Genomic DNA, 24945 nt, shown 5'->3' on the forward strand with positions numbered 1-24945 from the left:
ATGATAGCCTATCAGCCTATTTCTCTAATAACATCATACGATAGGGTAAGGTTAGATACAATTGCTCTTATTAAAAATAACACTGATTTCTGTCCCTTCATTGATATGGCTTAATACCTTTATCTTTGCTTTATGTAGTAAAGCAGCATGCTTAACAATTGATAACCCAAGACCTGTCCCACCATCTTTTTGTGTTCTACTTTTATCAATACGGTAAAAACGCTCAAAGATACGGTCTTGTTCTGATTGTGGTATACCAATACCTGTATCTTTTACTGTTAATACAATTTCTTTAGCTTTTTCACTGATATCAATTAAAACCGTTCCACCTTGACGGTTATACTTAATCGCATTTTCAGATAAATTATAAATAATAGAATGAAGTAGTAAGGAATTACCAAATAATTCAGTTTTTTCTCCTGTTAATTTGAGTTGCACTTCTTTTTCCATCGCAAGAGATAATAGACTGTCTAAAACATTTTGAGCTAATTGATATAAATTGACAGGTTGCATTGTAATCGAACTATCCTCATCGAGATGAGAAAGACGGATAATATCCTCAATCAAATGAATTAAACGCTGAGATTCCATAAAAATTTTTTCAGAGAATTGAGGAATATCTTCTGTAGCCACTAATTTATTTTTTAGTATTTCAGAATAACCAGAAATTGTTTGCAGTGGTGTTTTTAGCTCATGAGAAACATTGGCGGTAAACTCTCTTCTCATTTGTTCTATTTGTTCTTGTTCAGTAATATCAAACATTAAAATAACTAAGCCAGTTAGCTGACCATCTGAAAAAACTGGTCTAAACATTACTTGATAATGGAAATCTCCTTTTTCAATTTTAACCTCTTTTTTCTTGCCTAAAAGAGCCTCTTTAAGATTATCAATTAAAGAGATATTTCTAGCAAACTGAAGAAAATCCTTTCCTTGATAAGATGTACCAATGTCAAAAAATGTTTGAGCTGTCTGATTGATACTAATAATTCGTCCTGCTTTATCTAATAAAAGGAATCCTTCTTTTATTTTTGAAACAATTGTATTAAACTCTTCTTTTTGTTGCTCTAACAACTGCTTTTGTTTTCTCAATTCTTCTTGATGATAATTAATCCTTCTTAAAAAAGGGGTTATTTCTTCATAAGTAATATTTGTTAAGGGTTTATCAAGATCCATTGTATTTAAAGGAGCAATAATTTTTTTGGAGATATGTCTAGCGATAACCAATGATAACCCAATAGCAATTAAAAAAATAAAGGCAATAGGTTGTAACATTCCTAAGAAAATAAGAAAAATACTTCGTTGAGAGACTGATAATCTAACAATGGTACCATTATCTAAGCGCTTGGCTGAGTAAAGAGAGTTTTGCGTCAAAGTAGGAGAATAACGACTACTTTCACCATAACCAGACAATAATGCTTCTTTTATTTCTGCTCTTTGACTATGATTTTCCATTTCTAAAGCATTTGAGTGAGAATCATATAAAACATTTCCTAGATTATCTACCCAAGTAATGCGAACATTTGAAGTATTGAGATTTTCAAAATATTCTTTTCCTTCAAGAGAAATACCTTGAGCAGCCAAGGTTGTTTGTGTACGTAATTGTTCTAACTGTAGTGTTGAGAAGTAACGATATAAAACACCCATAATTAAAAATAGACAAGCAACAAAAACACCTATTGTAGCGATAAAAATCGCTTTAAATATTTTTTTAATCATTAACTTTCTCCATCAAATAACCCACTCCTCTAACCGTTTTGATATAGTAAGCATATTGACCAAGTTTAGTTCTAAGAGTTCCAATATGAACATCAACAGTTCTCGTTTCTCCCAAAAAACTCTCCCCCCAAATGTGGTTTAGCAATTCTTGACGAGTAAAAACACGATTAGGATTTTCCATAAATAAATGTAGCAATTCAAACTCTTTTAATGTCAAATCAAGTTTTTCTTGTGCTAATGTGACTGCATGGCTTTTTTTATCAATTTTCAACTCTCCCCAAATAAGCTCGTTCTTATCATTTGGAATGTGACTTCTTCTTAAAACTGCTCTAATCCTTGAAATCATTTCCATCATACCAAATGGTTTGACAAGATAATCGTCTGCTCCCATGTCTAAACCTTTTATCTTATCATATTCTGTTCCTTTAGCTGTTGCCATAATAACAGGAATTTGCTGCGTTGAATGATTTTGTCTTAATTGAGATAAAATAGAAATACCATCTTCCTCAGGTAACATAATATCTAAAATGATAAGAATTGGAGGATGTTCTTTGAGGGCTTGCCAAAATGATTGACTGCTTGAAAATCCCTCAGCGTCAAATCCTACTGATTTCAAAGTATAAAGCATTAACTCACGAATATTATCGTCATCCTCAACACAATAAATCATCTTTTCCCCCATTACAACTGACCAGTCATTGAAAACAATACCCACTTGGCAATATTTACAGCATGATCTCCAATACGTTCTATATATTTAGCGACCATTAATAAATCAATAGCATGCTCACCGTCAGATGCTTCTTTAGCAAAATAATCCATTAATTTTATTTTAATTGTATCAAATTCTTTGTCCACTTGACTATCTTTTTCTATAATATTATGTGCTAACTTTTGATCCTGATAAATAAAAGCATCTATACTTTGTGAGACCATTTCAATAACATCGGTTGACATTTTTTCAAGGGATAATAACTCTTCATCAGTATTGATATGTTTTTGGAGTACTATCTCAGCAATTTCTGAGGATTGTGCGCCTATTCGTTTCATGTCATAAACCATTTTAAGAGCTGCTGAAATGTCTCGTAAATCCTTAGCAACTGGTTGTTGTTGTAACAATAGCTTTAAACATTTTGATTCTATGTCTCTTTCTAAATGTTCCATCTTCTGGTAGATTTTTGTAATGTCAGTTGCTAAAACATAGTCTTGTTCTAATAAACAATGTAAAGATTTTGAGATAATATCCTCACAAAAAGTTCCCATAACAATTAAATCATTAGTTAGATTGTGTAATTGATTTTCAAATTTTGAACGCATTAACCAAATCTCCCTGTAATATATTCTTCAGTTCTTTTATCTTTTGGCATTGAAAATAAAGTGCTCGTTTTATCATATTCAACAACTTCACCCATCAAAAAAAATGCTGAATGATCTGATATTCTCACCGCTTGTTGCATGTTATGAGTGACGATCACAATGGTGTATTTTTGTTTCAAACTAATGATTAAATCTTCAATTTTTAGTGTCGAAACAGGATCTAGAGCACTTGTTGGTTCATCCATCAATAAGATTTCTGGCTCAATAGCAAGAGCTCTAGCAATACACAACCTTTGTTGTTGACCACCAGATAAGCCCAAAGCAGACTTTTGTAAGCGATCTTTTACCTCATCCCACAATGCTGCATTTTTTAAAGATTGCTCAACAATTTCATCTAACTGTACTTTAGATTTAACACCATGTGTTCTTGGACCAAAAGCAATATTATCATAAATACTCATCGGAAAAGGATTGGGTTTTTGAAAGACAATACCAATTTTTTTTCTTAACAGATTAATATCAATTTCTTTATAAATATCTTTATTGTCCAATAAAACAGTACCTGTAATGCGACAATTTTTAATAAGGTCATTCATTCGATTAAGACTTTTTAATAAGGTTGATTTACCACAACCTGATGGGCCAATAAATGCAGTAATGTTTTTTTCTTTTATAGTGAGATTAATATTCTTTAAAGCCTGAAAATCACCATAAAATAAATCTAATTGATTGATTGTTAATTGACTCATTGTTTTTTTCCTCTCCCTAGATAGTTAACAATTACTTCTGAACATAAATTAATGGTAATAACTAATAACAAAAGGATAACCGCAGTAGCATAGGTTTGATTCAAATACAAACCCTCACCTGATATTGCAAACATATGAACAGCCAAAGTTCTTGAAGAATCCCAAATACTTGATGCTATTTCTGCTACTGTACCAGCTGTAAAAATTAAGGCTGCCGATTCTCCTACAATTCTACCAATAGCTAAAATAATCCCTGAAAAGATACCTGATGTCGCACTAGGTAAAACAATTTTAAAAATAGTTCTGACTTTTCCAGCACCCAAAGCAAAACTTCCTTCTCGATAACTATCAGGGACTGATAACAAAGCTTCTTCTGTAGTGCGCATAATTAATGGTAATATAATAATACTCAACGTTAAAGCACCAGACAAAAGAGAAAGACCAAATTGTGCATACTTAACAAAAAACAAAGAACCAAATAAGCCGTAAATAATGGAAGGAATGCCTGAAAGAGTTTCTGTTGCAATCCTAATAATGAAAATAAAAGAATTGTTTCGATTAGCATACTCTGTCAAATAAATAGAAGAACCAATTCCAATAGGAATAGCAAACATTAAAGATAATACTGCCATATATAATGTATTAACAAAGGCAGGTAACAAAGAAACATTTTCGCTTGTATAAGAAAAAGAAAATAAATCTAGATTAATATGAGGAATTCCCTTTATTAGAATATAACTAATAATAAATAAGATGGCTGTCATTGTTAGAAAAGCACCGACATGAACCAAAGCGTTTAACACAAAAGAAAGAGGATCATTTTGTAAAGAATGTAACCGCTGTTTCCAGTGGACATGATTAATATTTTCCACTTAAACCTCCTTGTTGAGTAATGAAAATGAGATATTGATTAATAAAATAAAAACAAATAAAACAACTGCCGTAGCAATTAACGCCTCCCGATGAATACCTGTAGAGTATCCCATTTCCATAACAATATTCGTTGTTAAGGTTCTTACACCTGAAATAATAGAATCTGGAATAATGGCTTGATTTCCGGCAACCATGATCACAGCCATTGTTTCACCAATTGCTCGACCAACACCCAAAATAACACTAGCTAAAATACCTCTTTTAGCTGCCGGTAGTACAGTAAAAAAAACACTACGTTCATGAGAAGCTCCAAGAGCTATGCCCCCTTCATAATAACTTTCAGGGACAGCTCTAATAGCACTTTCTGAAATGTTGATAATTGTTGGTAAAATCATTAACCCCAGTAGAATAGCTGCTGTTAAGATACTCATTCCAAAACCACCAAAATAATTCCTAACAAATGGTACCAGAACCACTAATCCAAAAAAGCCATAAACAACCGAAGGTATCCCTGCCATCAGATTTATTGCTGGCTTTAATAATTTATATAAAGAAGGTGGACAAAATTTTGCCATAAAAATAGCTGTAGTCAATCCTATTGGAACACCAATTAGTAAAGCCAATCCCGTCACAAAAAGAGAGCCAATTATCATTGGAAAAACACCAAACAACTGATTGGCAGGCTTCCAAACGGTTCCAAAAAGAAATTCAGAAACACCGATTCTTAAAATAACTGGAATGCCACTAGAAAATAAGAACAAACAAATAAGACCGACAAATATAATAGAAAGGCAAGATGTGATAAAAAATATCACATGCATGCCCTTTTCTTTCAGTAATTTCATCATAACTCCTTATTCAGAAATGAGATTATCCCAATTGATTTCTTCTCCAGTAAATATCGCCTTAACTTGTTGACTCGTAAGTTTTGTTATCTGATTTTCTTTATTAACAACAATGGCAATCCCATCTCTTGCAATCACGTGAGAAGTAATTCCTTGTTTTAACTCAGAATCTTTCAATTCTCTTGATACCATCCCAATATCTGATATGCTATCAATTGTATCGATAACCCCTGTAGAAGAATCACTTTGCTGAATTTCAATAGTAACTGATGGATTGATCACTAAATAAGCTTCCTTTAATTTTTCCATAACTGGAGTAACAGAACTTGAACCAGAAATAACAAGTTTTCCAGAAGTTACACTTGATTGATAATCATAGCTACTATCAATAGCAATATAGCCAGATTTTTCAACAACCGTTTGACCATCGCGACTCATGATAAAAGCAATAAAATCTTCTGTGACATCACTAATCTTATCCTTCACAGCAATATTAAAAGGACGAGCGATTTTATAACTACCATCTTTGATGTTTTCAACAGTTGGGCTAGCACCATCAATTTTAAGAGTCTTAACACTATCATCTACCGATCCTGTAGAGACATAGCCGATTGCATTTTGATCGCCTGAAACTGTTGTTAACACAATAGCAGTTGAATTTGAAACAATAGCTTTGTCTGAAGTTTGGTCAACTTTTTCACCATCAACTTCTTCTAATACTGAAAATAATTCAATGAAAGCTCCTCGTGTTCCAGATCCCTCCTCGCGTGTGATAACATTAATCATATTAGACGATTTTGTTGTGGTCCCACACGCCGTTAAAATCAATAATAAACCACTAAAAACAGTTAAAAATGCTAAGAAATATCTTTTTTTCATGTCAAACTCCTATAAAATGTATTTATAACTGTTTCTATCTTATCCTTAAAATATAAAATTCATTACCTTGTTTTTGTAAAGAATATGTAAATTTTAAACTTTTACAATAATAAAACTTGATTTTCCATCGAATCTAGCAATTAAAAACACTAAATAAAAACCAATTCTTGCATACAACAAGAATTGGTTATTATTTTTACGTCTATTTTATTAGAGCTAGTTTTTGACTGAATTGGATAGGTTTTGGAACTATTAGAAACAACACAGCTCTAAAACGCATGGCAGTTAAACTCGTACAATCAATATGTTGTTGGAACTATTCGAAACAACACAGCGCGTTAAAATAAGTTTTAAACGTATACATTCTGGCACCGTCTCGGTGCTTTTTTATTATTATATCATTTTTTAAAAAATATAGAAGTAATATACAAAATATTATTGTAATAATAACATTTTCCACTAATAAAAAAATACTATTTTACATTCTAATAAGGTAAAATAGTATTTTTTTTAATTTAGGAATGGGGCTTTGGATTATGAAAAATTTCCAACTTGCAAATTCTCTTTAAAATGATATAATTTTGTTAAGTTATAAATTAACAAGAGGTGCATGATGTTTTCAAAAGAACGTTTAAAACAAAAAAGAATTGAAAAAGGGTATTCTCAAGCTAGTATGGCTAAAAAATTAGAGATTAGTCGGGTGGCTTATCATCATTGGGAGAGTGGTAAAACCATTCCCAATCAAAAACATTTGACAACACTGGCACTTGTTCTGGAAGTGGAGATAAGCTATTTTGAATCACAATATCAGATTATTAGAGACTATCTAAAACTCTCTTCAACCAACCAACAAAATGCTGAGGAGTATGTTTCTGATTTACTAAAAATACAGCAAAAACAAGAACAAAAAGTCAGACCACTGTTTGCTGTCACTGTCCTAGCAGATGTTGCACTCTCAGCTGGTGTTGGAGAATCACTCTTTGATGAATATGAAACAGAAATCGTCTATTCTGATGTCGAACAATATGGCTATGATATCGCCACTTGGATTAAAGGAAACTCGATGGAACCTATTTATCAAAATGGCGAAGTAGCACTCATCAAGGCCAACGGTTTTGATTATGATGGTGCTGTTTATGCCCTGACTTGGAATGATACCCTCTACATCAAAAAACTCTATCGTGGAAAAGAAGGTTTTCGCATGGTTTCTCTTAATAAAGAGTTTCCCGACCAATTTATCCCCTACGAAGATGAACCCAAAATTGTAGGACTGGTCGTCAGTCACTTTATGCCAGTTATTAAAGAAGCCTTATGACAAACAAAAACTCGGGAACACCCCTTCTCACCACTCATCCAAAATTTAATAACATGGAGAAGCACTATGGGTTACATTGATTATACAAGAGAACCTCAATCTGATATTGCTTTTGTCGATATGAAATCCTTTTACGCATCTGTTGAGTGTGTGGCGCGTGGGCTAAACCCACTGACAACATCTCTTTGTGTGATGAGCCGTACCGACAATGCTGATGGGCTCATCTTAGCGGCATCACCTACCTTTAAAAAAATATTTGGCCAACATAATGTTGGTCGCTCCTACGATTTACCCTTTCATCTTAAAACACGACGTTTCAACTATCATCGGGCAAAACAAAAAGGACTTAAGCCGACACCAAAAGAGATTTCTTTTATCGAAAACTGGGCAAAGCGAACACTCATTGTTCCTCCTAGGATGGATAGGTATATCAAGGTTAATAGCCAAATCCAGCAAATCTTTCAAAATTATGCTAGTCCAAAAGATATCTTTCCTTATTCGATTGATGAAGAATTGATTGATCTTACTTCTTCACTTGATTATTTCATCCCTGACAAAACACTCTCAAAAAAGAGAAAACTTGATTTGTTATCTGCTAAAATCCAGCATGATATCTGGCAGAAGACAGGTATCTTTTCAACTGTTGGCATGAGTAATGCCAATCCACTCCTTGCAAAATTAGCACTTGACAATGAAGCTAAAAAAACTAAAACTATGCGCGCCAATTGGTCCTATCAGGATGTCGAAACTAAGGTATGGGCTATCTCTCAGCTCACTGATTTTTGGGGCATTGGCCATCGCATTGCCAAAAGACTACAAAAATTGGGGATTACATCGATCAGAGAGCTTGCCAACACCAATCCCGATTTACTCAAAAAAGAATTTGGCGTTATCGGTGTTCAACTATGGTTTCATGCTAATGGCGTTGATGAAAGTAACGTCCATATTCCTTATCGTGTGAAAGCAAAAGGTTTAGGAAATTCACAAATTCTCCCCAAAGATTATACCAACCAACGAGATATCGAGCTTGTCCTTAGTGAGATGGCAGAACAAGTCGCCATTCGCCTTAGAAGGGCTCATAAAAAAGCAACCACTGTTGCAATTGATGTCTCCTATTCAAAAACAGAAATGAAAAAAGGAATCCACACTCATACCAAAATCGAACCAACCAATAACACACAGGTGCTACAAAGGACAGTTATTCGGATTTTTCGACAAAAGTATACTTCTGGGGCTGTTCGTCAAATTGGTGTTAGGTATACTGGATTAGTGGATGAGCGTTATGCCTTAATCTCTCTCTTTGATGATGTTGCAAGCCTTGAAAAAGAAGAAAAACTACAAAGCACTATCGATACTATCCGTGACCAATTTGGCTTTTTAGCACTACAAAAAGGCACTGTCCTCCTAGACAATTCCCGTAATATCGCACGTAGCCGATTGATAGGAGGCCATTCTGCTGGAGGTTTGGAGGGACTCAAATGATTGACCGCTCCTATCTGCCTTTTCAGTCGGCAAGAAACTATCAAGATAGAAAAATGGCAAAATGGATGGGATTTTTCCTTTCTGAGCACACCACTGCTCTATCAGACGCCTTCACTCCACACATCCTCTTTTCAGAAATGCCACTCAAAGAAAAAGTAAGTCTTCTGGGGCAAGCCTATGCTAACCAAACAAGCATTAAAATTAGTATCAAAAACAAGAAAAAAAGAGATGACTATTACGGTAGTATCTCAAACATTGATAAAAATCACCTTATCCTTAAAACCAACAAAACCTATCTCAGACTAAACTTAGACGACATCATAACAATAAAACAGGCTAAGGAGGACGATGATGAGTCTATTTGATTATGAAAAAAATGCTTTACAAATGGATTATTTCAGTGAAAATTACAGACAATTTGAAAAAGATTTCTACAAGTATTCTGCACTAGACATTCCACTTACCTTTCTCACGGATGATTTAATGCGAAGCATGGCAAATGCTCAAAAATCCTACTTTAAACTCAACAAAGAAAATGCCAAAGACGGACTTGACCACTACTTCTTCTTTAGCATAGAGACCCCACCAGATAATACACTTATTAGAAAATACACCTATCAAAAAACCATGACCAGTCTTAAATAGTAAAGACCGTCATGGTTTTAAAAATGATAAAAATAGGATTTTTTTCTAGCAATATGATATGATAGAAAAGAAAATTCAACCATAAAAATAATTAGGAGATAATAATGGCAGTTTTTGAAGATAAATTTATGGAAGTCCAAGCAGATATGGTTAGCTTGGCACTAGAATATGTTAATGGCAATGCTGAAAAAGTGTTTATCTACGGTGTTTGCACTAGTTTATACTCTTTTAAGGCTCTTTATAAGATTAATGGACAATATGTTGATATCAATTTTGTTAATGACGCTTTGAGTGATGACCAACAAATTAAAGATGATAATCATCGACTACTGTTACAAGTTTCAAAACTTGGCATAAGTGATCTACAGAGATTAAAAAAAGTTTGTGAAGAGTATGGGAAAGAAGCACCTAAAGAATTATGGTTAATCTACAACCATGAAACAAAATCTCTAGAATCCAAATATGAATATGATGATCGTTACCAAGATATTAATGTTAACCCTTATGATGAAGCAGAAAAATGGCTTCAAGAAATAAAAGAGAATCAGCTATAATCTGAGCTAGTGATTAATTCACAAGCAGATAGGGTAATAGTATTTTTAGCACTGATTTTATAAGGAGCGTTAATGTATACAACATAATTTGAATTGATGTCAGAAAACCACTGTATTGTTCAAATTATTAAAGATTTTGATTTTTCTGTCTATGTTCTCATTGAAGATACTTTTAGAAGAGCAGAATGACATAAAGACCATCCATTTTTATTTCCTGAAATCTACAAAACGGAACAAGAATTTCAAAAAGACAACCCCGACTATAATTTAATAAAACTTACTATTTTCCCACTTTTTGATATGAAAACTAGTAATGAAAAAAACCTTGAAGAATTTGAATGGCTTGCTTCAAATCTTATTGAACATAGACCTAAAACAGCTCATACAGTTGTTTGGCCTGATGATGAGATGCTAAAAAAATCATATCATACCATGGATTTAATAACTATTGAGAACAGAGATATTATTTATAATAGAATTCTATCTTTTGCAGATCATCCTATTAAGGTAAAATCAATTCCAGGGCATTTGAAAGCCAATATATTACCAAAAGAAAAATAAGTTTAAAAGCCATTCCAAAAAATAAATAATCCCTTAGAAAATGCCTAAGGGATTACTTTTGCAGGAAACTATTTTAATATAAGAGCTAAATATCTTTTCTTGATAAAATGTGACATTACTTTGAAGCAAACATAGCAAGTTGCATCACGTACTTAATCGGTAAGGCAGGATGCTTCATTTGGTTAAAATCGCCCGCAAAAAATAAATCCTTTTGAGGATAGTAAAATGCAAACGAACCAGTAGAGCCACTATGCCCAATTAACTCACCCTGTCCTTGAAAAAGTGTTGCTAATCCTCCCATCTTTATTCTCATGAAGCCGCCACCATATTGAATAGGAAACATGGACAATTGAAGAGGTTTATACTTTTCAAACGTCTCAAACAAGCTATCATCAAACAGTTTTCCTTGGAAAAAAGCTCTGATAAATAGCATCAAATCTTTTATCGTTGAGACGCAACCACCGCTTGCCTTACTTGAAATGATAAATTGAGGCCTATCAAGAAGTGTCTTGCCATAATAAACCTGAGGGATATGTTCTTTTTTTGAGACAGGTAGATAGGTATCATTCATCCCAAGTTTTGAAAAAATATCGTCTAAAAAGACTTGTTCCAATGGTCGTTTTGTCACTTGCTCAATAATATCACCAAGAATATCATAATTAATATCAGCATAATAAGCTTTGACATCATTTCCAGGTGCAAAATGAGCATCAACCGCTTTGACTTCAATCTGAGCAGATTTTTCTTTGGATGTTTAAAATTTAAAAACATTACTAAAATATATCTGTAAGAAATTGCCAAATTGTATAAATTGAGCTAAGGAGTAGCCAAACTTTAAGCAAAAATATTCTAATTTTAATATTTTTAGTTTGTTTTTTTTGTTTGAAAGATTGCAAAATCCTATAAAAAGCATATATCATAATCAGCATAGGAAGTTGCATCCAAAAAGCTGATAATATTGTTTTAATCATCTAAATACCCCCTACTCTTATTTAAGTTGTGGCAGTGTTTGATTAATTAATCTCAAACCGTTGTCGAGATATTGTCCTATTGCTTCAAAACCGCTACGGATAAACATACCTATTATTATTGATGAAATAATAATGCTTAAACAAATGAGATAAACATCATTTTTTTTCATAATTTCACCTCCTATAAATACTTATTAATATTACAACTTATTTTTTCTTTCATAATACCATAAAGTTAAAAATGCAAAAAAACCTGCAAAGAAAGCTGATGCTCCACTTCTTAAATCCTCATTAAACATTCTGAATATAAGCAGATATAATAGTGTTGCATAAGCAATATAAGTAAATATATAACTAATCATCCAAGTAATAAATTTCTTAGACATAAATTCCACCTCATTCCCAAAATTGCAACCATTTGTTTGATTTTAATTTTAGTAAAAGTTGATTATCCTTTTGAGTTACTAAAACAATAGTGTGTGCCACTCAATTTGTTGCTTATAATCATCAATCTGAACCTTATTACTCTCTAATAAGGTTATTTTATCTTGTTTATATCAAAAGTAATATGTTTAAAATAATCTCTCAAAATAGAATAAGTAAGAGCATATTTTTAAAAAGTTAGTGTTTTCAATTCATCTTCAGAGTTTTGTATTTGTGAAACAAACTCTTGATAATTACTATATTCTTGAGGGATAAAGAACTTGTAAGAAAAGAGTTCTCCTCCCCCATAAAGCTCTCCTAAAGTAGTATACCCTTTATCCTTTTCAATATCAGTCGGTTGAAGAAAACCTCCTTTTTGAGATGTCAAAAGATGAATATAAGTGATCAACTGATTATAGTCATTACGTTTATCAATCTTTCTTTTATATTTTGTATCGATTGGAGCACCCTTAAAGACAAAATCAGGATAACGATGCTGTTGTTTGTCTTTTATCGGATGACTAAATACATTTAAAGTATCTAATTCAACTTTTCGACCATAATGATGCCATTGTGTTATTTTCCAAATATACTCTTCCCATAACCATGCCACATCAATGATAATCCCGTAGATTTGATTTTCATCATTACCAAATCCCGTTTTTTCTTCCGTGAGAATTTTTAAACACAAACGTTGTAACAGTGCATATTCTTCAAAGTAACCTGATTTGACTGGGTTAGAAATATTTTTTTGGATGATATTTTCTCTATCCAAACGATTATAAGAAGTCGTCACCCTCTTAATAGTTCTAACATTTTCTTTAGTCGTTTCATTTTCAACAAGTAGAAACTCTTTTTCCTGTTGAATCTTTTCAACCGTATGACGAATCAACTCTGTCATTTGATTATCATAACTAAATTCCCTGGTATTATAAGCTACTTTACCAACAAATGGCATATTTTTCTTAATATGAGTTGCTATATCTATGGGTCCCTTAACATTAGCATCATTATAGGATTGCTTAACATACTCTTTATAAATACCTTTCATCAATGCTTCGTTTAGATAGTAAGGAAATAAAAATAGTAACAAATCATAATAGGACATTTCGTGAGAAGAAGAGTTATTACTTTCCACAATATTATAATGAAGTACTTGTTGCATCATGTACCTTAAAAAATAATCTTCTTGACCCTCTTTAGTGAATCTAGAATTAATACGAATATCGTTTGTCCCATCTCCGATAATACCGACAACATTCCCCGTCCAGATAGTATCATTTTTTTGATAAAAAATAACATTATCGTTATCTAAATCACAGGATTCTGATAATTGCTGTGGAAAAATAATAAAATTGTCTTTGGAGAGAAGAGATAAATCCTTATTAACTAGTTTCTTAATTATCTCATTATCACCTAATTGACCTATATTTGAATTATCTTTCAAAATATGAGAACCCATAGACTAGTCCTCCTCAACAGAAAAGTATTCCTTTTTGAGTTCTTCAAGTTTATCACTAGCTTTGTGTTCTCCTCTAAAATAATCTTTCAATAGTGGCTGAATCTTGGTTTGCCACAATGGAGCATCATTTTCATCTACCTCAGGAGAAACAGAATCCTTAAAATAACTTGCTCCAATATGATAATCTTCTGTAAGACCTCCAATAACAACACCTCTTTCAACTAGTATTATTAAAATATATTATATCATAATGTATTTTTATTTTTTTATACAACACAACATAATATCATGTCATTCAACAGTTCTTCTAGCCAATTTATCTGAACGCCACAGATAACTAATAGCTAAAATAATCATGATGCCATAGATGACACTAATATCTCTAGATGATAGGTAAATCACTAAGGCTGAAAAAAAGAGTTTAGAAATAATTTCCCCCATTTGAAAATAGGTGACCATGCCACCAAATAGAGTTGCTAACTTCGTTTCTTCAATATGATTGAAAATAATGGCTCCTATTTTCGGATTCAAAAAACTCACAAAGACATTAGAGAAAAAGTGAAACAGAATGACTAAATAGATATTTTGAAAATAAAAAGCTAGGAATATAGGTATAAGAGAACTCTTATCCATAATGTCTTTACAATCGAATCCACCTTATTAATCATTCTGTCAGCCAGAAACCCAAACAAGATGGTAAATAAAATAGGCAATGTTTCTGAAATATTAATGATTGGGCTAGATTACTATTTTTTAATACCACAAGATAGGTCATTAAAGCAAGGTAATACAACGTATCTCCAAAATTAGAAATTAAATCGGAGACCAAATGCGTCAAATAGATCTTATGACTAAAAAATTTTTCATTCTGATGTCTCATTTTTAAGTAGTTAACAATGGATACTACTAGCCATTTCTTTCATCATTATCATAATAACTAATCAAAAAGTTAGACGACTCAGTGTCATTTGATTAATTCTATTATAGCATTCCCACAATCATTTTTATAAGCGTTTATGACTAACTTTTTATAAAGTTCGTTTAACCTAAAAAAGAAGACCAAACTGGTCTTCTTTAATTTCTAACCTAATTAATTTGCACAGAAATAGCACTTGGAATATTTTCATAAAACCATTTAGCTGTTTCTCTTGGCATCCTTACACACCCATGAGAACTTGGCATGCCAAGTCTGGCTGCTTCTTCAGGAATTTCATTACCATAACGATCAGTAGGTAAACTATGAAACAGATAAAGGCCGTGATCCTTAAAAGAGACCCAGTAATAAGCACCTTCACCAGAAGCTTCATTAAAGAAGAAATCGCCTCTTTCAGGCTCAATGATAAATTGACCAGTCGGTGTTGGACTATCTGGGGCGCCTGTTGAAACCGTCGTTGAAAAAATCACCTGATTGCCCGATAAAATGGACATCTTTTGTTCAGCAATAGAAACCTTAATCGATAAATCATTGTACTGAGCAAGGTCAGGGTAAAAAGACTCTTCCTGCCTAGGTACTTCAGTAGCTACTGAAGCCGTGTCCGCTACCTGTTCTGTCAGCGGTGTCTCTTCCTGAGTGGCTTCTACACTAGTCGTTGACGCCACAGAACTAGACACTTCTTTGTCCTCAGTCGACGTCTTTTTGGCAACAGTCACAGTAGGTTTACCCGTCTCTTTACCAGCACTTGCTTTCCCCAAGACCTGATAAGTAGCATACCCTCCAACCAAAAGAAACACTACTACAATGATGATTAATGTTATAGGAAACCGCTTTTGACGCATCCTTCTCACCCTCTCTATCATCCATTAACAATTGATTTGCTAACCTTTTCACATGTTCAACCATAGTATAAAACAAAAGAGAAATAATCGCAACGAAAAATGAAAGATTGACAGTAAGTCCTTTGTTTTAAGTATTAACAAGAAGTAATTTAACCTTTTAATTTTCAATATTAAACTCTAAAATTTCTTCTCAAAAAAATTATTTGGAATTTATCTCAATATTTAATAAATAAAATAAATTCACTACTATCTTTAAAATCCAATAGAAACCTTCAATTATAATAGCTAAATAAAGCTGTTGATAAAGTTCTTCTGATAATCTATCTATCCTAATAATCAAGAATAAAACCAAAAATAAAAAATAGAAAATCGCAAATCTATAATAAGATACTATTTTAAACCAATAGTTAGGATAATCCTTATCTTTACACTTATACAAAACAACTCTGATATTAGAAGAATATAACAGGGTAATAGAACTAATTAAAAAACCAATTATTATTGAAAAAAATTCAACAATATAGTCGATATTCAAAATTAGAAAAGGATTAATTAGATAAGATGTTAGAATACTCAAAACTATTGAGCAACAAGTAAATTTTATATCTTTTTTACTTAACCAACTCATCAGACAACCTTTCTATCTCACTACGTATACTTTCAAGTATGTTATTAAAAGCAAATTTCCCATTATTCTCTTTTTTAATATCCGTTAACTTAATTTTTTTAATAAACTCATCCTGATTTAACAATCGTTCAAAACCTTGCGAATCATTTCCTCTTATTAATAATCCTTTAATTTGAAATGCATTCTTTTCATTTATAAGATTTTTAACATATCTTATAAATCTTTTTATTGACTCTTGTTTATATTCAATACTTATAACAACATCGTCTTCTGGTTTACCACCTATCATTTCTTCTAAATGGTAAGAACTTTTAGAATCACTTGAAAATAAATCATTGGTTATTATAAAACGGATTTCAGATAATGTTTTTAGTTTATTAATAAATTCTTTCTCATCCACATAAATCCCTTTAATATCAACATCTAATTTATTATCTAAATTTTTTAATATGTTTTTAAATATTTTTCTTTTTCTCAAGTCAGATATAAAAAATAACTGCCTATTATAATCATAAAAAGCAAAAAATTGTTCCATAAATTCTAACTCTTCTTCAGTTCTGGGATTTATTCTAACAGTTTTATTTCCAGGGTTATATACAGTTTCATCTCTAGGTTCTGTGCTACCATGCTCAATCATCCAAAAGATATAATTTTCAGTATTATCAATACTAATAGAAAACGCTTCTTTGTCCTTTGGATGTATTCTTATAGGCTCTTGTGTTGTCTTTAATTCATTGAAAAATTTTTTACTAGCTTTAATATTAAGTAATCCTGATTGTGGATTCATAATAGTCAATCTCCATATTGAAAAAGTCATCAATGACATACACACCACTCTCCTTATATTTTAATCATAGTTTTAAAAGAATTAACTAAAATCTTTTTTTCTAGAAACAGAATTTCTTTACTCACATAATATCAAGATATATTATAACATATAATATTTTCTAATGTTTTTTTATGCAAAAATTACTTTATTTTTTCTTTACATTCTCTCATTTTTATGTCAGTTCAGTTTCCCATTTTGTCTTCTCTCTTAAACATGGTATAATAGGCATTAGCTAAAAAGACCGTTCCTAAAGAACAGTCGAAAATTGATTTTAAGGATAAACAAAGGAGACACTAAACATCATGATGAATATGCAAAATGTGATGAGACAGGCACAAAAATTACAAAAACAAATGGAAAAGAAACAAGCTGAGTTAGCAGCTGCTACTTTTACCGGTAAATCAGCACAGGATCTAGTGGTTGCAACCTTTACTGGTGATAAACAACTGGTCTCAATTGATTTCAAGAGCGAGATTGTTGACCCAGAGGATATTGAAACGCTTCAAGACATGACCATCCAAGCAGTCAATGATGCCTTGAAACAAATCGAAGACGAAACACAAAAAACCATGGGTGCCTTTGCTGGCAAGTTACCCTTCTAAAACGAAAAAAGCTGAACTGAGTTCAGCTTTTTTTATTCGGATAGGATATCGGATAAATTTAAGTTTGCAAAAGGATTGTTAGTCACTTCCTCTTGTTTGTCTAAAAGTGCCGTATTATCATCAAATTCGCAAAACTTTTCATAGACAAGGGCTGTCATGCGTGCATCTTCAAGGCTATTATGGCTTTTCCCACTAATCTCTAAAAACTTGGCAACAGTATGGAGCTGAAGATTACTAATCCCATTTAAGTCCTTACTGCGTCTTTTTTTAGCTTCCTCATAAACGTCAACCATGTAGTTTTCTCTCAGGTCCAACTCATGTGCCAACAAGAGCGGCAAATCACTTTTTTTAGCATTGTAGCCAATTAAAGGTGTTGACGCAACAAAGGTTTTAAAATCAGCCATTACCTTTTCAATAACGGGAGCTTTTTTAATCTTGTCAGCAGTTATCCCCGTTAAACCATTAATAAAACTTTGTAAGGGGACATCTGTATAAACATAGGTATCAAACGTCGCAATCTCTTGGTGTTTATAATATTTCACCGCTGATACTTGGATAATATGACTGACATGATCAACCGTATTAAATTCCAAGTCAAAAGCGATATAAGTTTCTAAGTGTTCCATAACATTTTCCTTATCTAAATAAAAAGCCTCCCATCAGAGACTTTATTTTCCAAATAAACGGGCAAAAAATCCTTTTTTTCTTGCATCTTGTTGTGCCTGCGTACGCTCAGCCTTATGTTTTGTTTCTTCCACCTTGTTTTTAGCTTCTTCAAGCTCTAAGAGTAGAGTTTCTTTTTCTTTCATAGCAGTCAGTGTTAATTGTTGTTGTTGGTCTAGTTGCTTGTCTTTCTCAGCAATTTGGACATCCTTAACACTCAATTGTTTATCTTTTTCAGCAATTTGAATGTCTTTTGCTTTAATCTGTTCATAGAGACGAGTGATTTCTGTATTTTTTTCATCCACTAAAATTTCAAGGAGTTCGCGTTGTTTTTCTTCTTCACTGATCGGCTCATCTTCAAAAATTGTTTTTTTATAAATTTCTTCAAGCTTAATAAGACCACTGCGGGTGACGACAGTAACTCCTTTATCATTTTTATCAACATCTTCCTCGGAAAGTGTCTTGACACGGTTATTGACTGCCTGACGGCTGACTCCTAAAATTTCAGCTAGTTCGCTGACTGTCTTTTCAATTGCCATAATTTCCTCTTTATCCTGACATTATACTTATAAAAATAGTATCATAACCTTAGAATAATGTCAATTTTAGATAGGCCTTAAAAGACTTTCTTTTTATCTCAAAAAACGAGGCATAACAAGCTTTTTGAAACAAAATATTTTCTCTCAGAAAAAATATTTTCCATTATTAAAGCTTTTAACCAAGCTATGTTATAATGGCAGTATGAAATATTATAATACAATCATTATTGGAGGTGGCCCTGCAGGAATGATGGCTGCCATTTCCTCAAGCTTTTATGGACAAACAACACTTCTCTTAGAAAAAAATCGACGATTGGGTAAAAAACTAGCTGGAACAGGTGGTGGCAGATGCAATGTCACCAATAATGGCACCCTAGAAGACTTGCTAGAAGGTATTCCAGGTAATGGTCGCTTCCTCTATAGTGTGTTTTCCCAATTTGACAACCATGATATTATCCAATTTTTCACAGATAATGGTGTTACCTTAAAAGTTGAAGACCATGGTCGTGTTTTTCCAACAACTGATAAGTCTAAAACCATCATCTCCTGTCTTGAAAATAAGATTACCGAACTGGGTGGGCAGATTATAACAGGTTTTGAAGTGGTTTCTGTTAAAAAAATCAACCACCTCTTTCACGTTAAATCACACGATAAAGAATTTACTTGTGATAAACTCGTGGTGACTACAGGTGGTAAAACTTATCCCTCAACCGGATCAACTGGATTTGGTTACGAGATTGCTAGACACTTTAAACTTGCTGTGACAGATCTTGAAGCTGCAGAAAGTCCACTTTTGACTGATTTCCCTCATAAAACCCTTCAAGGTATTTCCTTAGATGATATTACGATAACCTATCAAAAACACATCATCACTCACGATTTGCTCTTTACTCACTTTGGCTTATCTGGTCCGGCAGCCCTTAGAATTTCTAGCTTTGTTCGCGGAGGAGAAACTATCTTTATCGACTTTCTCCCACAGGAAACAAAAGAAAACTTAAGGACCTATTTGAAAGAAAACCGTGAAAAATCTTTAAAAAATGCCTTAAAACAATTTTTCCCAGAACGTCTTGCTGACTTTTTAGCAATCTCTTATCCAGCAAAAGTCAAACATTTGACAGTAAAAGAAGAAGAAAAACTCTTAGAAACCCTTAAAAACTATCCTATTGCTGTCATAGGAAAAATGTCTCTGCCTAAATCCTTTGTGACAAAAGGTGGTGTTGACTTAAAAGAAATCAATCCGAAAACCTTGGAGAGTAAAAAAGTGTCTGGTCTACATTTTGCCGGTGAAGTGTTAGACATCAATGCCCACACAGGTGGCTTTAATATTACTTCAGCTCTTTGTACCGGTTGGGTGGCAGGCATACCACACTATGATTAATGAAAAATTAAACAAAAAAGGACAGGTATGACTATCTGTCCTTTTTAATCTTCAAGTTGTTTTAAAAAGCGTTTTTGCGTCTTATCAGACACATAGCCACATCGCTCATAAAAGGCATGCGCCGCTCTTCTGTGCTCTGCTGAGTTAAAGCGAATATAGGAATAATGCCTTTTCTTTGCTTCATCCTCTAGAGCTAGTAAGAGTTGTTTTCCTATCCCCTGATGTTGGTAGTCAGGATGAACAGCAAGCCCCATAATATTAAAACCTGCATCACTATAAATACTTTCATAACGACTCGCATGAAGAAAACCTGTCACCGATTGACTAGTCTTTTCCTCAAAAACCACCAAATACTGATTGGGATTTTTAGTTAAGCGAGCGATTTGTTCTTTCACTAGATCTGTTGAAACATTGTAACCAAGACTAATCTCACAAATATCTCTGAGGGCCTGTGCATCTGACGTTTGTGCTGTTCTAATCATTCAGTTATCCTCATAATCTTTTTTAAAAAATTAATATAAGGTATCAAAAGCAAGGCTTGGTTTGGCATTAAGATCAAGCCTTGCAAAATGACCATGTTCATACTCAACCGCAGCCGCAAAAGCAATCATACCAGCATTATCACCACAAAGACGTAGTTTAGGGATAACAACAGGTACTTCTGTGATTTCTTTAGCCAGACGTTCTCTTAGACCCTTATTAGCAGCAACACCTCCAGCGACAACTAGTGTTTTGACGGGGTATTGCTTGAGAGCTTTCTTGGTTTTAGCGAGTAAAACATCTAAAACAGCTGCCTGAAAAGAGGCACACAAGTCTTCTAAAACTAACTCTTCCCCTTTTTGTTTAGCATTATGGTGAAGGTTGATAAAAGCTGATTTCAAGCCTGAAAAAGAGAATTCTAGGTGGTCTTCTTTAATCATGGCACGAGGAAAATCATATCTGTCTTGACCTTTATGAGCCAACTCATCAATTTCACGACCAGCAGGGTAGCAAAGACCCATCACGCGCCCTACCTTGTCATAGGCTTCACCGACAGCATCGTCACGTGTCTCACCAACAATGTGATATTCTCCTGCTTTAGGAACATAAACCAATTCTGTATGCCCACCAGAGACTAGTAAAGCTAGTAAAGGATACGTCAACTCCCCTTCGTCTCTAGCCGCCATCAAATGCCCTGCCATATGATTAACTGGAATCAAAGGAAGGTTATTAGCCCAAGCAAAAGCCTTGGCAGCCGCCATCCCTACTAAAAGGGCACCAACGAGACCAGGACCATAAGTAACTGCAACCGCATCTAAATCGCTTGTCTCAACACCTGCTTCTTTAAGAGCTTCATCTATACAAACCGTAATGACTTCTACATGATGACGACTTGCCACCTCAGGAACCACGCCACCAAAACGTTTATGACTTTCAATTTGACTAGCTATAATATTTGATAAAAGTTCTGCTTCATTTCTTAATACAGCCACACTTGTTTCGTCACAAGAGGACTCAATCGCTAAAATATATCTATCTTTCATTATTTTCTTCTCGCTTCATGATAACAGCATCCTCAATCGGATTTTGATAATAGTTTTTTCTCTTACCAACGACCTGAAATCCATTTTTTTGGTAAAAAGCTTGTGCCTTATGATTAGAGGTTCTTACTTCTAAAAAAATGGCTTCTGGTTTGTTAACCAATTGTTGTAATAATGCCGCCCCAAAACCTTTATTTTGAAAGGCATTTTTGACGGCAATATTTGTAATTTCTAATTCGCCATAAAGGTATTCAATCGCTAAAAAACCAACTACTTCTTTTTGATGATAGACGAAAAAATAGTCAGTATTTTCTTTTTCAAGATCTGCTTGAATCTGACGTTTACTCCATGGTGATTCGGTATAAATTTCCTCTAAAATAGCATAAATCATATCTACTTTTTCCATCTTTGACAACATCTTAAACTCTCTTGATAAAATCATCTTTATTTACTGGTTCATGCGTTTTTAACCAATTTTCTTCAGCTTCAACTCGTTTTAAATACTCAGGAACAAATAGGTCAATATTCTCTGGTGGAAGTGTCAAACCTATCTTACCAATCTCATAAGCACTTGGTAAAACCTCTAAAATATTGGCTTTTGGTAAGTTTTCTTGAATGGTATCATAAAAAGAACCAATCTCTCCAACGACACTAACTTCATTTTCCATACTTAGACTAGCCAAAACATCACTAAAACTCATATGCTGATCTGGTTTAACAGACTGACCTTGACGATAGAAACCAGCATAAACATTTTGACGCCTAGCATCAATAATCGGTACCACAAGACCAGCAGTATTAGCATTTAAAGCAATAGCAGCTAAACTAGAGACGCCAACGATATCGATTTTTAATGTATAGGCTAGTGTTTTTGCTGTTGCAACAGCAACTCTAAGTCCGGTGTAGGAACCAGGACCCTTAGCAACAACAATTCTATCCAAATCTTTAGGTTTTAAGCCTACCTGAGACATCAAAAAATCAATTGATGGCATGAGACTAATACTATGATTTTTCTTAATATTTAAAGTGATGTCAGCTAATAAAACATCATCTTCCAATAAAGCAATTGACAAAGCTTTGTTTGATGTGTCAAATGATAAAACTTTCATTATTTGGATTCCCTTACTTGATTATATCTAATATTGTATGATATAATGACTTCAAATGCAACGAATCAGGATAAAATATACTACACAATTGAAATGAATAGTTTTTTGTCAAATTTGATCATTAAATTTGACCCGTTTTTTTGTAGTTTAAAAAACCATCGTTACTTAGAAAAGGAAATATAACATATGATTTTTAAAGTTTTTTATCAAAACAATAAAGACAACAGCCCTCGCCGTGAACAAACTAAGGCTCTTTACTTAGATATTTCAGCTGATGATGAATTAAAAGGACGGATTATTGCTCGTCAATTAATAGAAGAAAAAACCAAATATAATGTAGAATATATCGAAGCCATATCAGAAGAGCATCTTGCTTATGAAAAAGATTCAGGTGCTTTTGAATTAACGGAGTTATAAAATATGTCAAAAATTAATTTAAAACCTAATGAAGTTGGAGTTTATGCTATTGGTGGTCTTGGAGAAATTGGGAAAAATACTTATGGTATTGAGTACCAAGACGAAATCATCATTGTTGATGCCGGAATTAAATTTCCAGAAGATGATCTACTAGGTATCGATTACGTCATTCCAGATTATTCTTATATCGTTGAAAATATTGATCGTGTCAAAGCTCTTGTCATTACGCACGGACACGAAGACCATATTGGTGGTATTCCTTTTTTATTCAAACAAGTCAACATTCCAATCTATGCCTCACCACTTGCCCTTGCACTCATTCGTGGCAAATTAGAAGAACATGGTCTTCTTCGTGATGCTAAATTATTTGAAATTAATGGCAATACTAAATTAACCTTTAAAAATTTAAGTGTGACCTTCTTTGATACAACTCATTCAATTCCAGAACCTCTTGGTATTGTTATCCATACACCAGAAGGAAAGATTGTAGCAACAGGTGACTTTAAGTTTGACTTTACACCAGTTGGAAAGCCTGCCGACCTTCACAAAATGGCTGCCCTTGGAGAAGAAGGCGTTTTACTTCTTTTATCAGATTCAACTAATGCAGAAATTCCTACCTTTACCAATTCTGAGAAGGTGGTGGGGCAATCTATCACCAAAATTATTGAAGGTATTCATGGACGAATTATCTTTGCCTCTTTTGCATCAAACATTTTCCGTTTACAACAAGCAGCTCAAGCAGCAGTTAAAACGGGAAGAAAAATAGTGGTCTTTGGTCGTTCAATGGAAAAAGCCATGGTTAATGGGACAGAACTTGGTTATATCAAAGTACCAAAAGGTACTTTTATTGAGCCAAATGAGATTAAAAATTACAATGCTAGTGATATCATGATTCTTTGTACAGGAAGCCAAGGAGAATCAATGGCTGCTCTATCTCGAATCGCCAATGGTACTCATAGACAAGTTTCTCTTCAACCTGGTGATACTGTTATTTTCTCATCCAGTCCAATTCCTGGCAATACAATCAGTGTTAATAAGCTAATTAATACCATTCAAGAAGCTGGTGTTGAAGTGATTCATAGTAAAGTCAATACCGTTCACACATCTGGACACGGTGGCCAACAAGAGCAAAAACTCATGCTTAGCCTTATCAAACCTAAATTCTTTATGCCTGTCCACGGTGAGTATCGTATGCAAAAAGTACATGCAGGTCTTGCTAATGATACTGGTATCCCAAAAGAAAACATCTTTATCATGGAAAATGGTGATGTTTTAGCAGTTACAAGAGATTCAGCTCGAATAGCTGGAAAATTCAATGCTCAAGATATCTATGTTGATGGTAAGGGGATTGGTGATATCGGTGCTGCTGTCTTAAAAGATCGTCGTGATTTATCAGAAGATGGTGTAGTATTAGCTGTTGCAACTGTTGATTTTGATTCTCAAATGATTCTAGCTGGTCCAGATATTTTGAGTCGTGGTTTTATCTATATGAGAGAATCTGGTGACTTAATTAGAGAAACACAACGTCTACTCTTTAATACTATTCGTATAGCACTTAAAAATAAAGATGCTAGCATTCAATCCTTGAATGGTTCTATCGTAAACGCTCTTCGTCCTTTTTTATATGAAAAAACTGAGCGTGAACCAATCATCATCCCGATGATTCTAACCCCAGATAAATAAAATGATAAC

30 protein-coding genes are annotated in these 24945 nt (G+C 33.4%); 10 read left to right on the forward strand and 20 right to left on the reverse strand.

Annotated elements, in window-relative coordinates:
• Positions 1 to 51 precede the first annotated feature (51 nt).
• Genes A3I1_RS0105455 through A3I1_RS0105485 form a run of 7 tightly spaced genes read right to left on the reverse strand, consistent with a single transcriptional unit; the run spans position 52 to position 6379 of the window.
• The gene (locus A3I1_RS0105455; RefSeq protein ID WP_018370273.1) at positions 52 to 1716 is read right to left on the reverse strand and encodes a sensor histidine kinase; all 1665 of its coding nucleotides are present in this window, start codon (positions 1714 to 1716) and stop codon (positions 52 to 54) included.
• Positions 1709 to 2386, reverse strand: a complete 678-nt coding sequence (locus tag A3I1_RS0105460) for a winged helix-turn-helix domain-containing protein (RefSeq protein WP_018370274.1) — start codon at positions 2384 to 2386, stop codon at positions 1709 to 1711. Before A3I1_RS0105460 ends, A3I1_RS0105455 begins: the two co-directional genes overlap by 8 nt.
• A gap of 11 nt (positions 2387 to 2397) precedes the next feature.
• Positions 2398 to 3033: a phosphate signaling complex protein PhoU gene (gene phoU, locus A3I1_RS0105465; RefSeq protein ID WP_018370275.1), complete on the reverse strand. Its 636-nt coding sequence runs from the start codon at positions 3031 to 3033 to the stop codon at positions 2398 to 2400.
• A complete protein-coding gene (pstB, locus tag A3I1_RS0105470; protein ID WP_018370276.1) occupies positions 3033 to 3782 on the reverse strand; it encodes a phosphate ABC transporter ATP-binding protein PstB in 750 nt (249 codons plus the stop codon). Before pstB ends, phoU begins: the two co-directional genes overlap by 1 nt.
• A complete protein-coding gene (gene pstA, locus A3I1_RS0105475) occupies positions 3779 to 4654 on the reverse strand; it encodes a phosphate ABC transporter permease PstA (protein ID WP_018370277.1) in 876 nt (291 codons plus the stop codon). The genes pstB and pstA overlap by 4 nt, the downstream gene beginning before the upstream one ends.
• Positions 4655 to 5500, reverse strand: a complete 846-nt coding sequence (gene pstC / locus A3I1_RS0105480; protein ID WP_018370278.1) for a phosphate ABC transporter permease subunit PstC — start codon at positions 5498 to 5500, stop codon at positions 4655 to 4657.
• A 9-nt stretch (positions 5501 to 5509) separates the two neighbouring features.
• Positions 5510 to 6379 carry a substrate-binding domain-containing protein gene (locus A3I1_RS0105485; RefSeq protein ID WP_018370279.1) on the reverse strand — a complete coding sequence of 290 codons (870 nt, stop codon included), beginning with the start codon at positions 6377 to 6379 and terminating at the stop codon, positions 5510 to 5512.
• Positions 6380 to 6992: 613 nt separating this feature from the next.
• On the opposite strand from A3I1_RS0105485, the gene A3I1_RS0105490 reads away from it, so the two are divergent.
• The 6 genes from A3I1_RS0105490 to A3I1_RS0105520 all read left to right on the forward strand — a co-directional run bounded on the left by A3I1_RS0105490 (position 6993) and on the right by A3I1_RS0105520 (position 10936).
• Entirely contained in the window at positions 6993 to 7694 is a 702-nt protein-coding gene (locus A3I1_RS0105490) for a S24 family peptidase (protein ID WP_018370280.1), read from the forward strand.
• A gap of 66 nt (positions 7695 to 7760) precedes the next feature.
• Entirely contained in the window at positions 7761 to 9176 is a 1416-nt protein-coding gene (locus tag A3I1_RS0105495) for a Y-family DNA polymerase (protein WP_018370281.1), read from the forward strand.
• Positions 9173 to 9541 (forward strand): hypothetical protein, encoded by a 369-nt coding sequence (locus tag A3I1_RS0105500; RefSeq protein ID WP_018370282.1) that lies wholly within the window; start codon positions 9173 to 9175, stop codon positions 9539 to 9541. Before A3I1_RS0105495 ends, A3I1_RS0105500 begins: the two co-directional genes overlap by 4 nt.
• Positions 9528 to 9821: a DUF5960 family protein gene (locus A3I1_RS0105505; protein WP_018370283.1), complete on the forward strand. Its 294-nt coding sequence runs from the start codon at positions 9528 to 9530 to the stop codon at positions 9819 to 9821. The genes A3I1_RS0105500 and A3I1_RS0105505 overlap by 14 nt, the downstream gene beginning before the upstream one ends.
• A 104-nt stretch (positions 9822 to 9925) precedes the next feature.
• Entirely contained in the window at positions 9926 to 10375 is a 450-nt protein-coding gene (locus tag A3I1_RS0105510; RefSeq protein ID WP_018370284.1) for a hypothetical protein, read from the forward strand.
• Positions 10376 to 10675: 300 nt separating this feature from the next.
• Positions 10676 to 10936, forward strand: coding sequence for a hypothetical protein (locus A3I1_RS0105520; RefSeq protein WP_018370286.1), 261 nt, complete (start codon positions 10676 to 10678; stop codon positions 10934 to 10936).
• Positions 10937 to 11051: 115 nt separating this feature from the next.
• On the opposite strand, the gene A3I1_RS07965 is transcribed toward A3I1_RS0105520, so the two are convergent.
• The 7 genes from A3I1_RS07965 to A3I1_RS0105570 form a co-directional block, all read right to left on the reverse strand.
• Complete coding sequence (locus tag A3I1_RS07965; RefSeq protein WP_083899799.1) at positions 11052 to 11666, reverse strand: serine hydrolase domain-containing protein; 615 nt, start codon at positions 11664 to 11666, stop codon at positions 11052 to 11054.
• A gap of 258 nt (positions 11667 to 11924) precedes the next feature.
• A complete protein-coding gene (locus A3I1_RS08530) occupies positions 11925 to 12077 on the reverse strand; it encodes a hypothetical protein (protein ID WP_018370289.1) in 153 nt (50 codons plus the stop codon).
• 30 nt (positions 12078 to 12107) lie between these two features.
• On the reverse strand, positions 12108 to 12293 hold the full coding sequence (locus A3I1_RS0105540) for a hypothetical protein (protein ID WP_018370290.1): 186 nt from the start codon (positions 12291 to 12293) through the stop codon (positions 12108 to 12110).
• Between the two features lie 227 nt (positions 12294 to 12520).
• On the reverse strand, positions 12521 to 13792 hold the full coding sequence (locus A3I1_RS0105545) for a 5-methylcytosine restriction system specificity protein McrC (RefSeq protein WP_018370291.1): 1272 nt from the start codon (positions 13790 to 13792) through the stop codon (positions 12521 to 12523).
• Positions 13793 to 14083: 291 nt separating this feature from the next.
• Positions 14084 to 14323 (reverse strand): hypothetical protein, encoded by a 240-nt coding sequence (locus A3I1_RS08700; protein WP_233275098.1) that lies wholly within the window; start codon positions 14321 to 14323, stop codon positions 14084 to 14086.
• A 555-nt stretch (positions 14324 to 14878) separates the two neighbouring features.
• Positions 14879 to 15568 (reverse strand): L,D-transpeptidase, encoded by a 690-nt coding sequence (locus A3I1_RS0105560; RefSeq protein WP_018370294.1) that lies wholly within the window; start codon positions 15566 to 15568, stop codon positions 14879 to 14881.
• A 611-nt stretch (positions 15569 to 16179) separates the two neighbouring features.
• Positions 16180 to 16983 (reverse strand): hypothetical protein, encoded by an 804-nt coding sequence (locus A3I1_RS0105570; protein ID WP_169332636.1) that lies wholly within the window; start codon positions 16981 to 16983, stop codon positions 16180 to 16182.
• 344 nt (positions 16984 to 17327) lie between these two features.
• Between A3I1_RS0105570 and A3I1_RS0105575 the strand changes: the two genes are divergently transcribed.
• Positions 17328 to 17627 carry a YbaB/EbfC family nucleoid-associated protein gene (locus A3I1_RS0105575; RefSeq protein WP_018370297.1) on the forward strand — a complete coding sequence of 100 codons (300 nt, stop codon included), beginning with the start codon at positions 17328 to 17330 and terminating at the stop codon, positions 17625 to 17627.
• A gap of 32 nt (positions 17628 to 17659) precedes the next feature.
• Here A3I1_RS0105575 and A3I1_RS0105580 read toward each other — a convergent pair whose 3' ends face one another.
• Complete coding sequence (locus A3I1_RS0105580; protein WP_018370298.1) at positions 17660 to 18253, reverse strand: 3'-5' exonuclease; 594 nt, start codon at positions 18251 to 18253, stop codon at positions 17660 to 17662.
• A 42-nt stretch (positions 18254 to 18295) separates the two neighbouring features.
• Positions 18296 to 18829 carry a DUF536 domain-containing protein gene (locus A3I1_RS0105585; protein WP_018370299.1) on the reverse strand — a complete coding sequence of 178 codons (534 nt, stop codon included), beginning with the start codon at positions 18827 to 18829 and terminating at the stop codon, positions 18296 to 18298.
• 202 nt (positions 18830 to 19031) lie between these two features.
• Here A3I1_RS0105585 and aao point away from each other — a divergent pair, with 202 nt between their 5' ends.
• On the forward strand, positions 19032 to 20207 hold the full coding sequence (gene aao / locus A3I1_RS0105590) for an aminoacetone oxidase (RefSeq protein WP_018370300.1): 1176 nt from the start codon (positions 19032 to 19034) through the stop codon (positions 20205 to 20207).
• A 44-nt stretch (positions 20208 to 20251) separates the two neighbouring features.
• Here aao and A3I1_RS0105595 read toward each other — a convergent pair whose 3' ends face one another.
• The 4 genes from A3I1_RS0105595 to tsaB are packed head-to-tail and all read right to left on the reverse strand — an operon-like array spanning position 20252 to position 22836.
• Positions 20252 to 20689 carry a GNAT family N-acetyltransferase gene (locus A3I1_RS0105595; RefSeq protein ID WP_018370301.1) on the reverse strand — a complete coding sequence of 146 codons (438 nt, stop codon included), beginning with the start codon at positions 20687 to 20689 and terminating at the stop codon, positions 20252 to 20254.
• A gap of 30 nt (positions 20690 to 20719) precedes the next feature.
• A complete protein-coding gene (tsaD, locus tag A3I1_RS0105600) occupies positions 20720 to 21730 on the reverse strand; it encodes a tRNA (adenosine(37)-N6)-threonylcarbamoyltransferase complex transferase subunit TsaD (protein ID WP_018370302.1) in 1011 nt (336 codons plus the stop codon).
• Entirely contained in the window at positions 21720 to 22142 is a 423-nt protein-coding gene (gene rimI, locus A3I1_RS0105605; RefSeq protein ID WP_419756769.1) for a ribosomal protein S18-alanine N-acetyltransferase, read from the reverse strand. Before rimI ends, tsaD begins: the two co-directional genes overlap by 11 nt.
• Positions 22143 to 22146: 4 nt before the next feature.
• Entirely contained in the window at positions 22147 to 22836 is a 690-nt protein-coding gene (gene tsaB / locus A3I1_RS0105610) for a tRNA (adenosine(37)-N6)-threonylcarbamoyltransferase complex dimerization subunit type 1 TsaB (RefSeq protein WP_018370304.1), read from the reverse strand.
• A gap of 186 nt (positions 22837 to 23022) precedes the next feature.
• Here tsaB and A3I1_RS0105615 point away from each other — a divergent pair, with 186 nt between their 5' ends.
• Together A3I1_RS0105615 and rnjA are read left to right on the forward strand one after the other, a co-directional pair.
• Positions 23023 to 23253, forward strand: coding sequence for a DNA-directed RNA polymerase subunit epsilon (locus tag A3I1_RS0105615; protein ID WP_018370305.1), 231 nt, complete (start codon positions 23023 to 23025; stop codon positions 23251 to 23253).
• A gap of 3 nt (positions 23254 to 23256) precedes the next feature.
• A complete protein-coding gene (gene rnjA, locus A3I1_RS0105620) occupies positions 23257 to 24936 on the forward strand; it encodes a ribonuclease J1 (RefSeq protein ID WP_018370306.1) in 1680 nt (559 codons plus the stop codon).
• Positions 24937 to 24945: the final 9 nt, after the last annotated feature.

Origin of the sequence: Streptococcus marimammalium DSM 18627, from assembly GCF_000380045.1 — a bacterium.
Classification (GTDB): domain Bacteria; phylum Bacillota; class Bacilli; order Lactobacillales; family Streptococcaceae; genus Streptococcus; species Streptococcus marimammalium.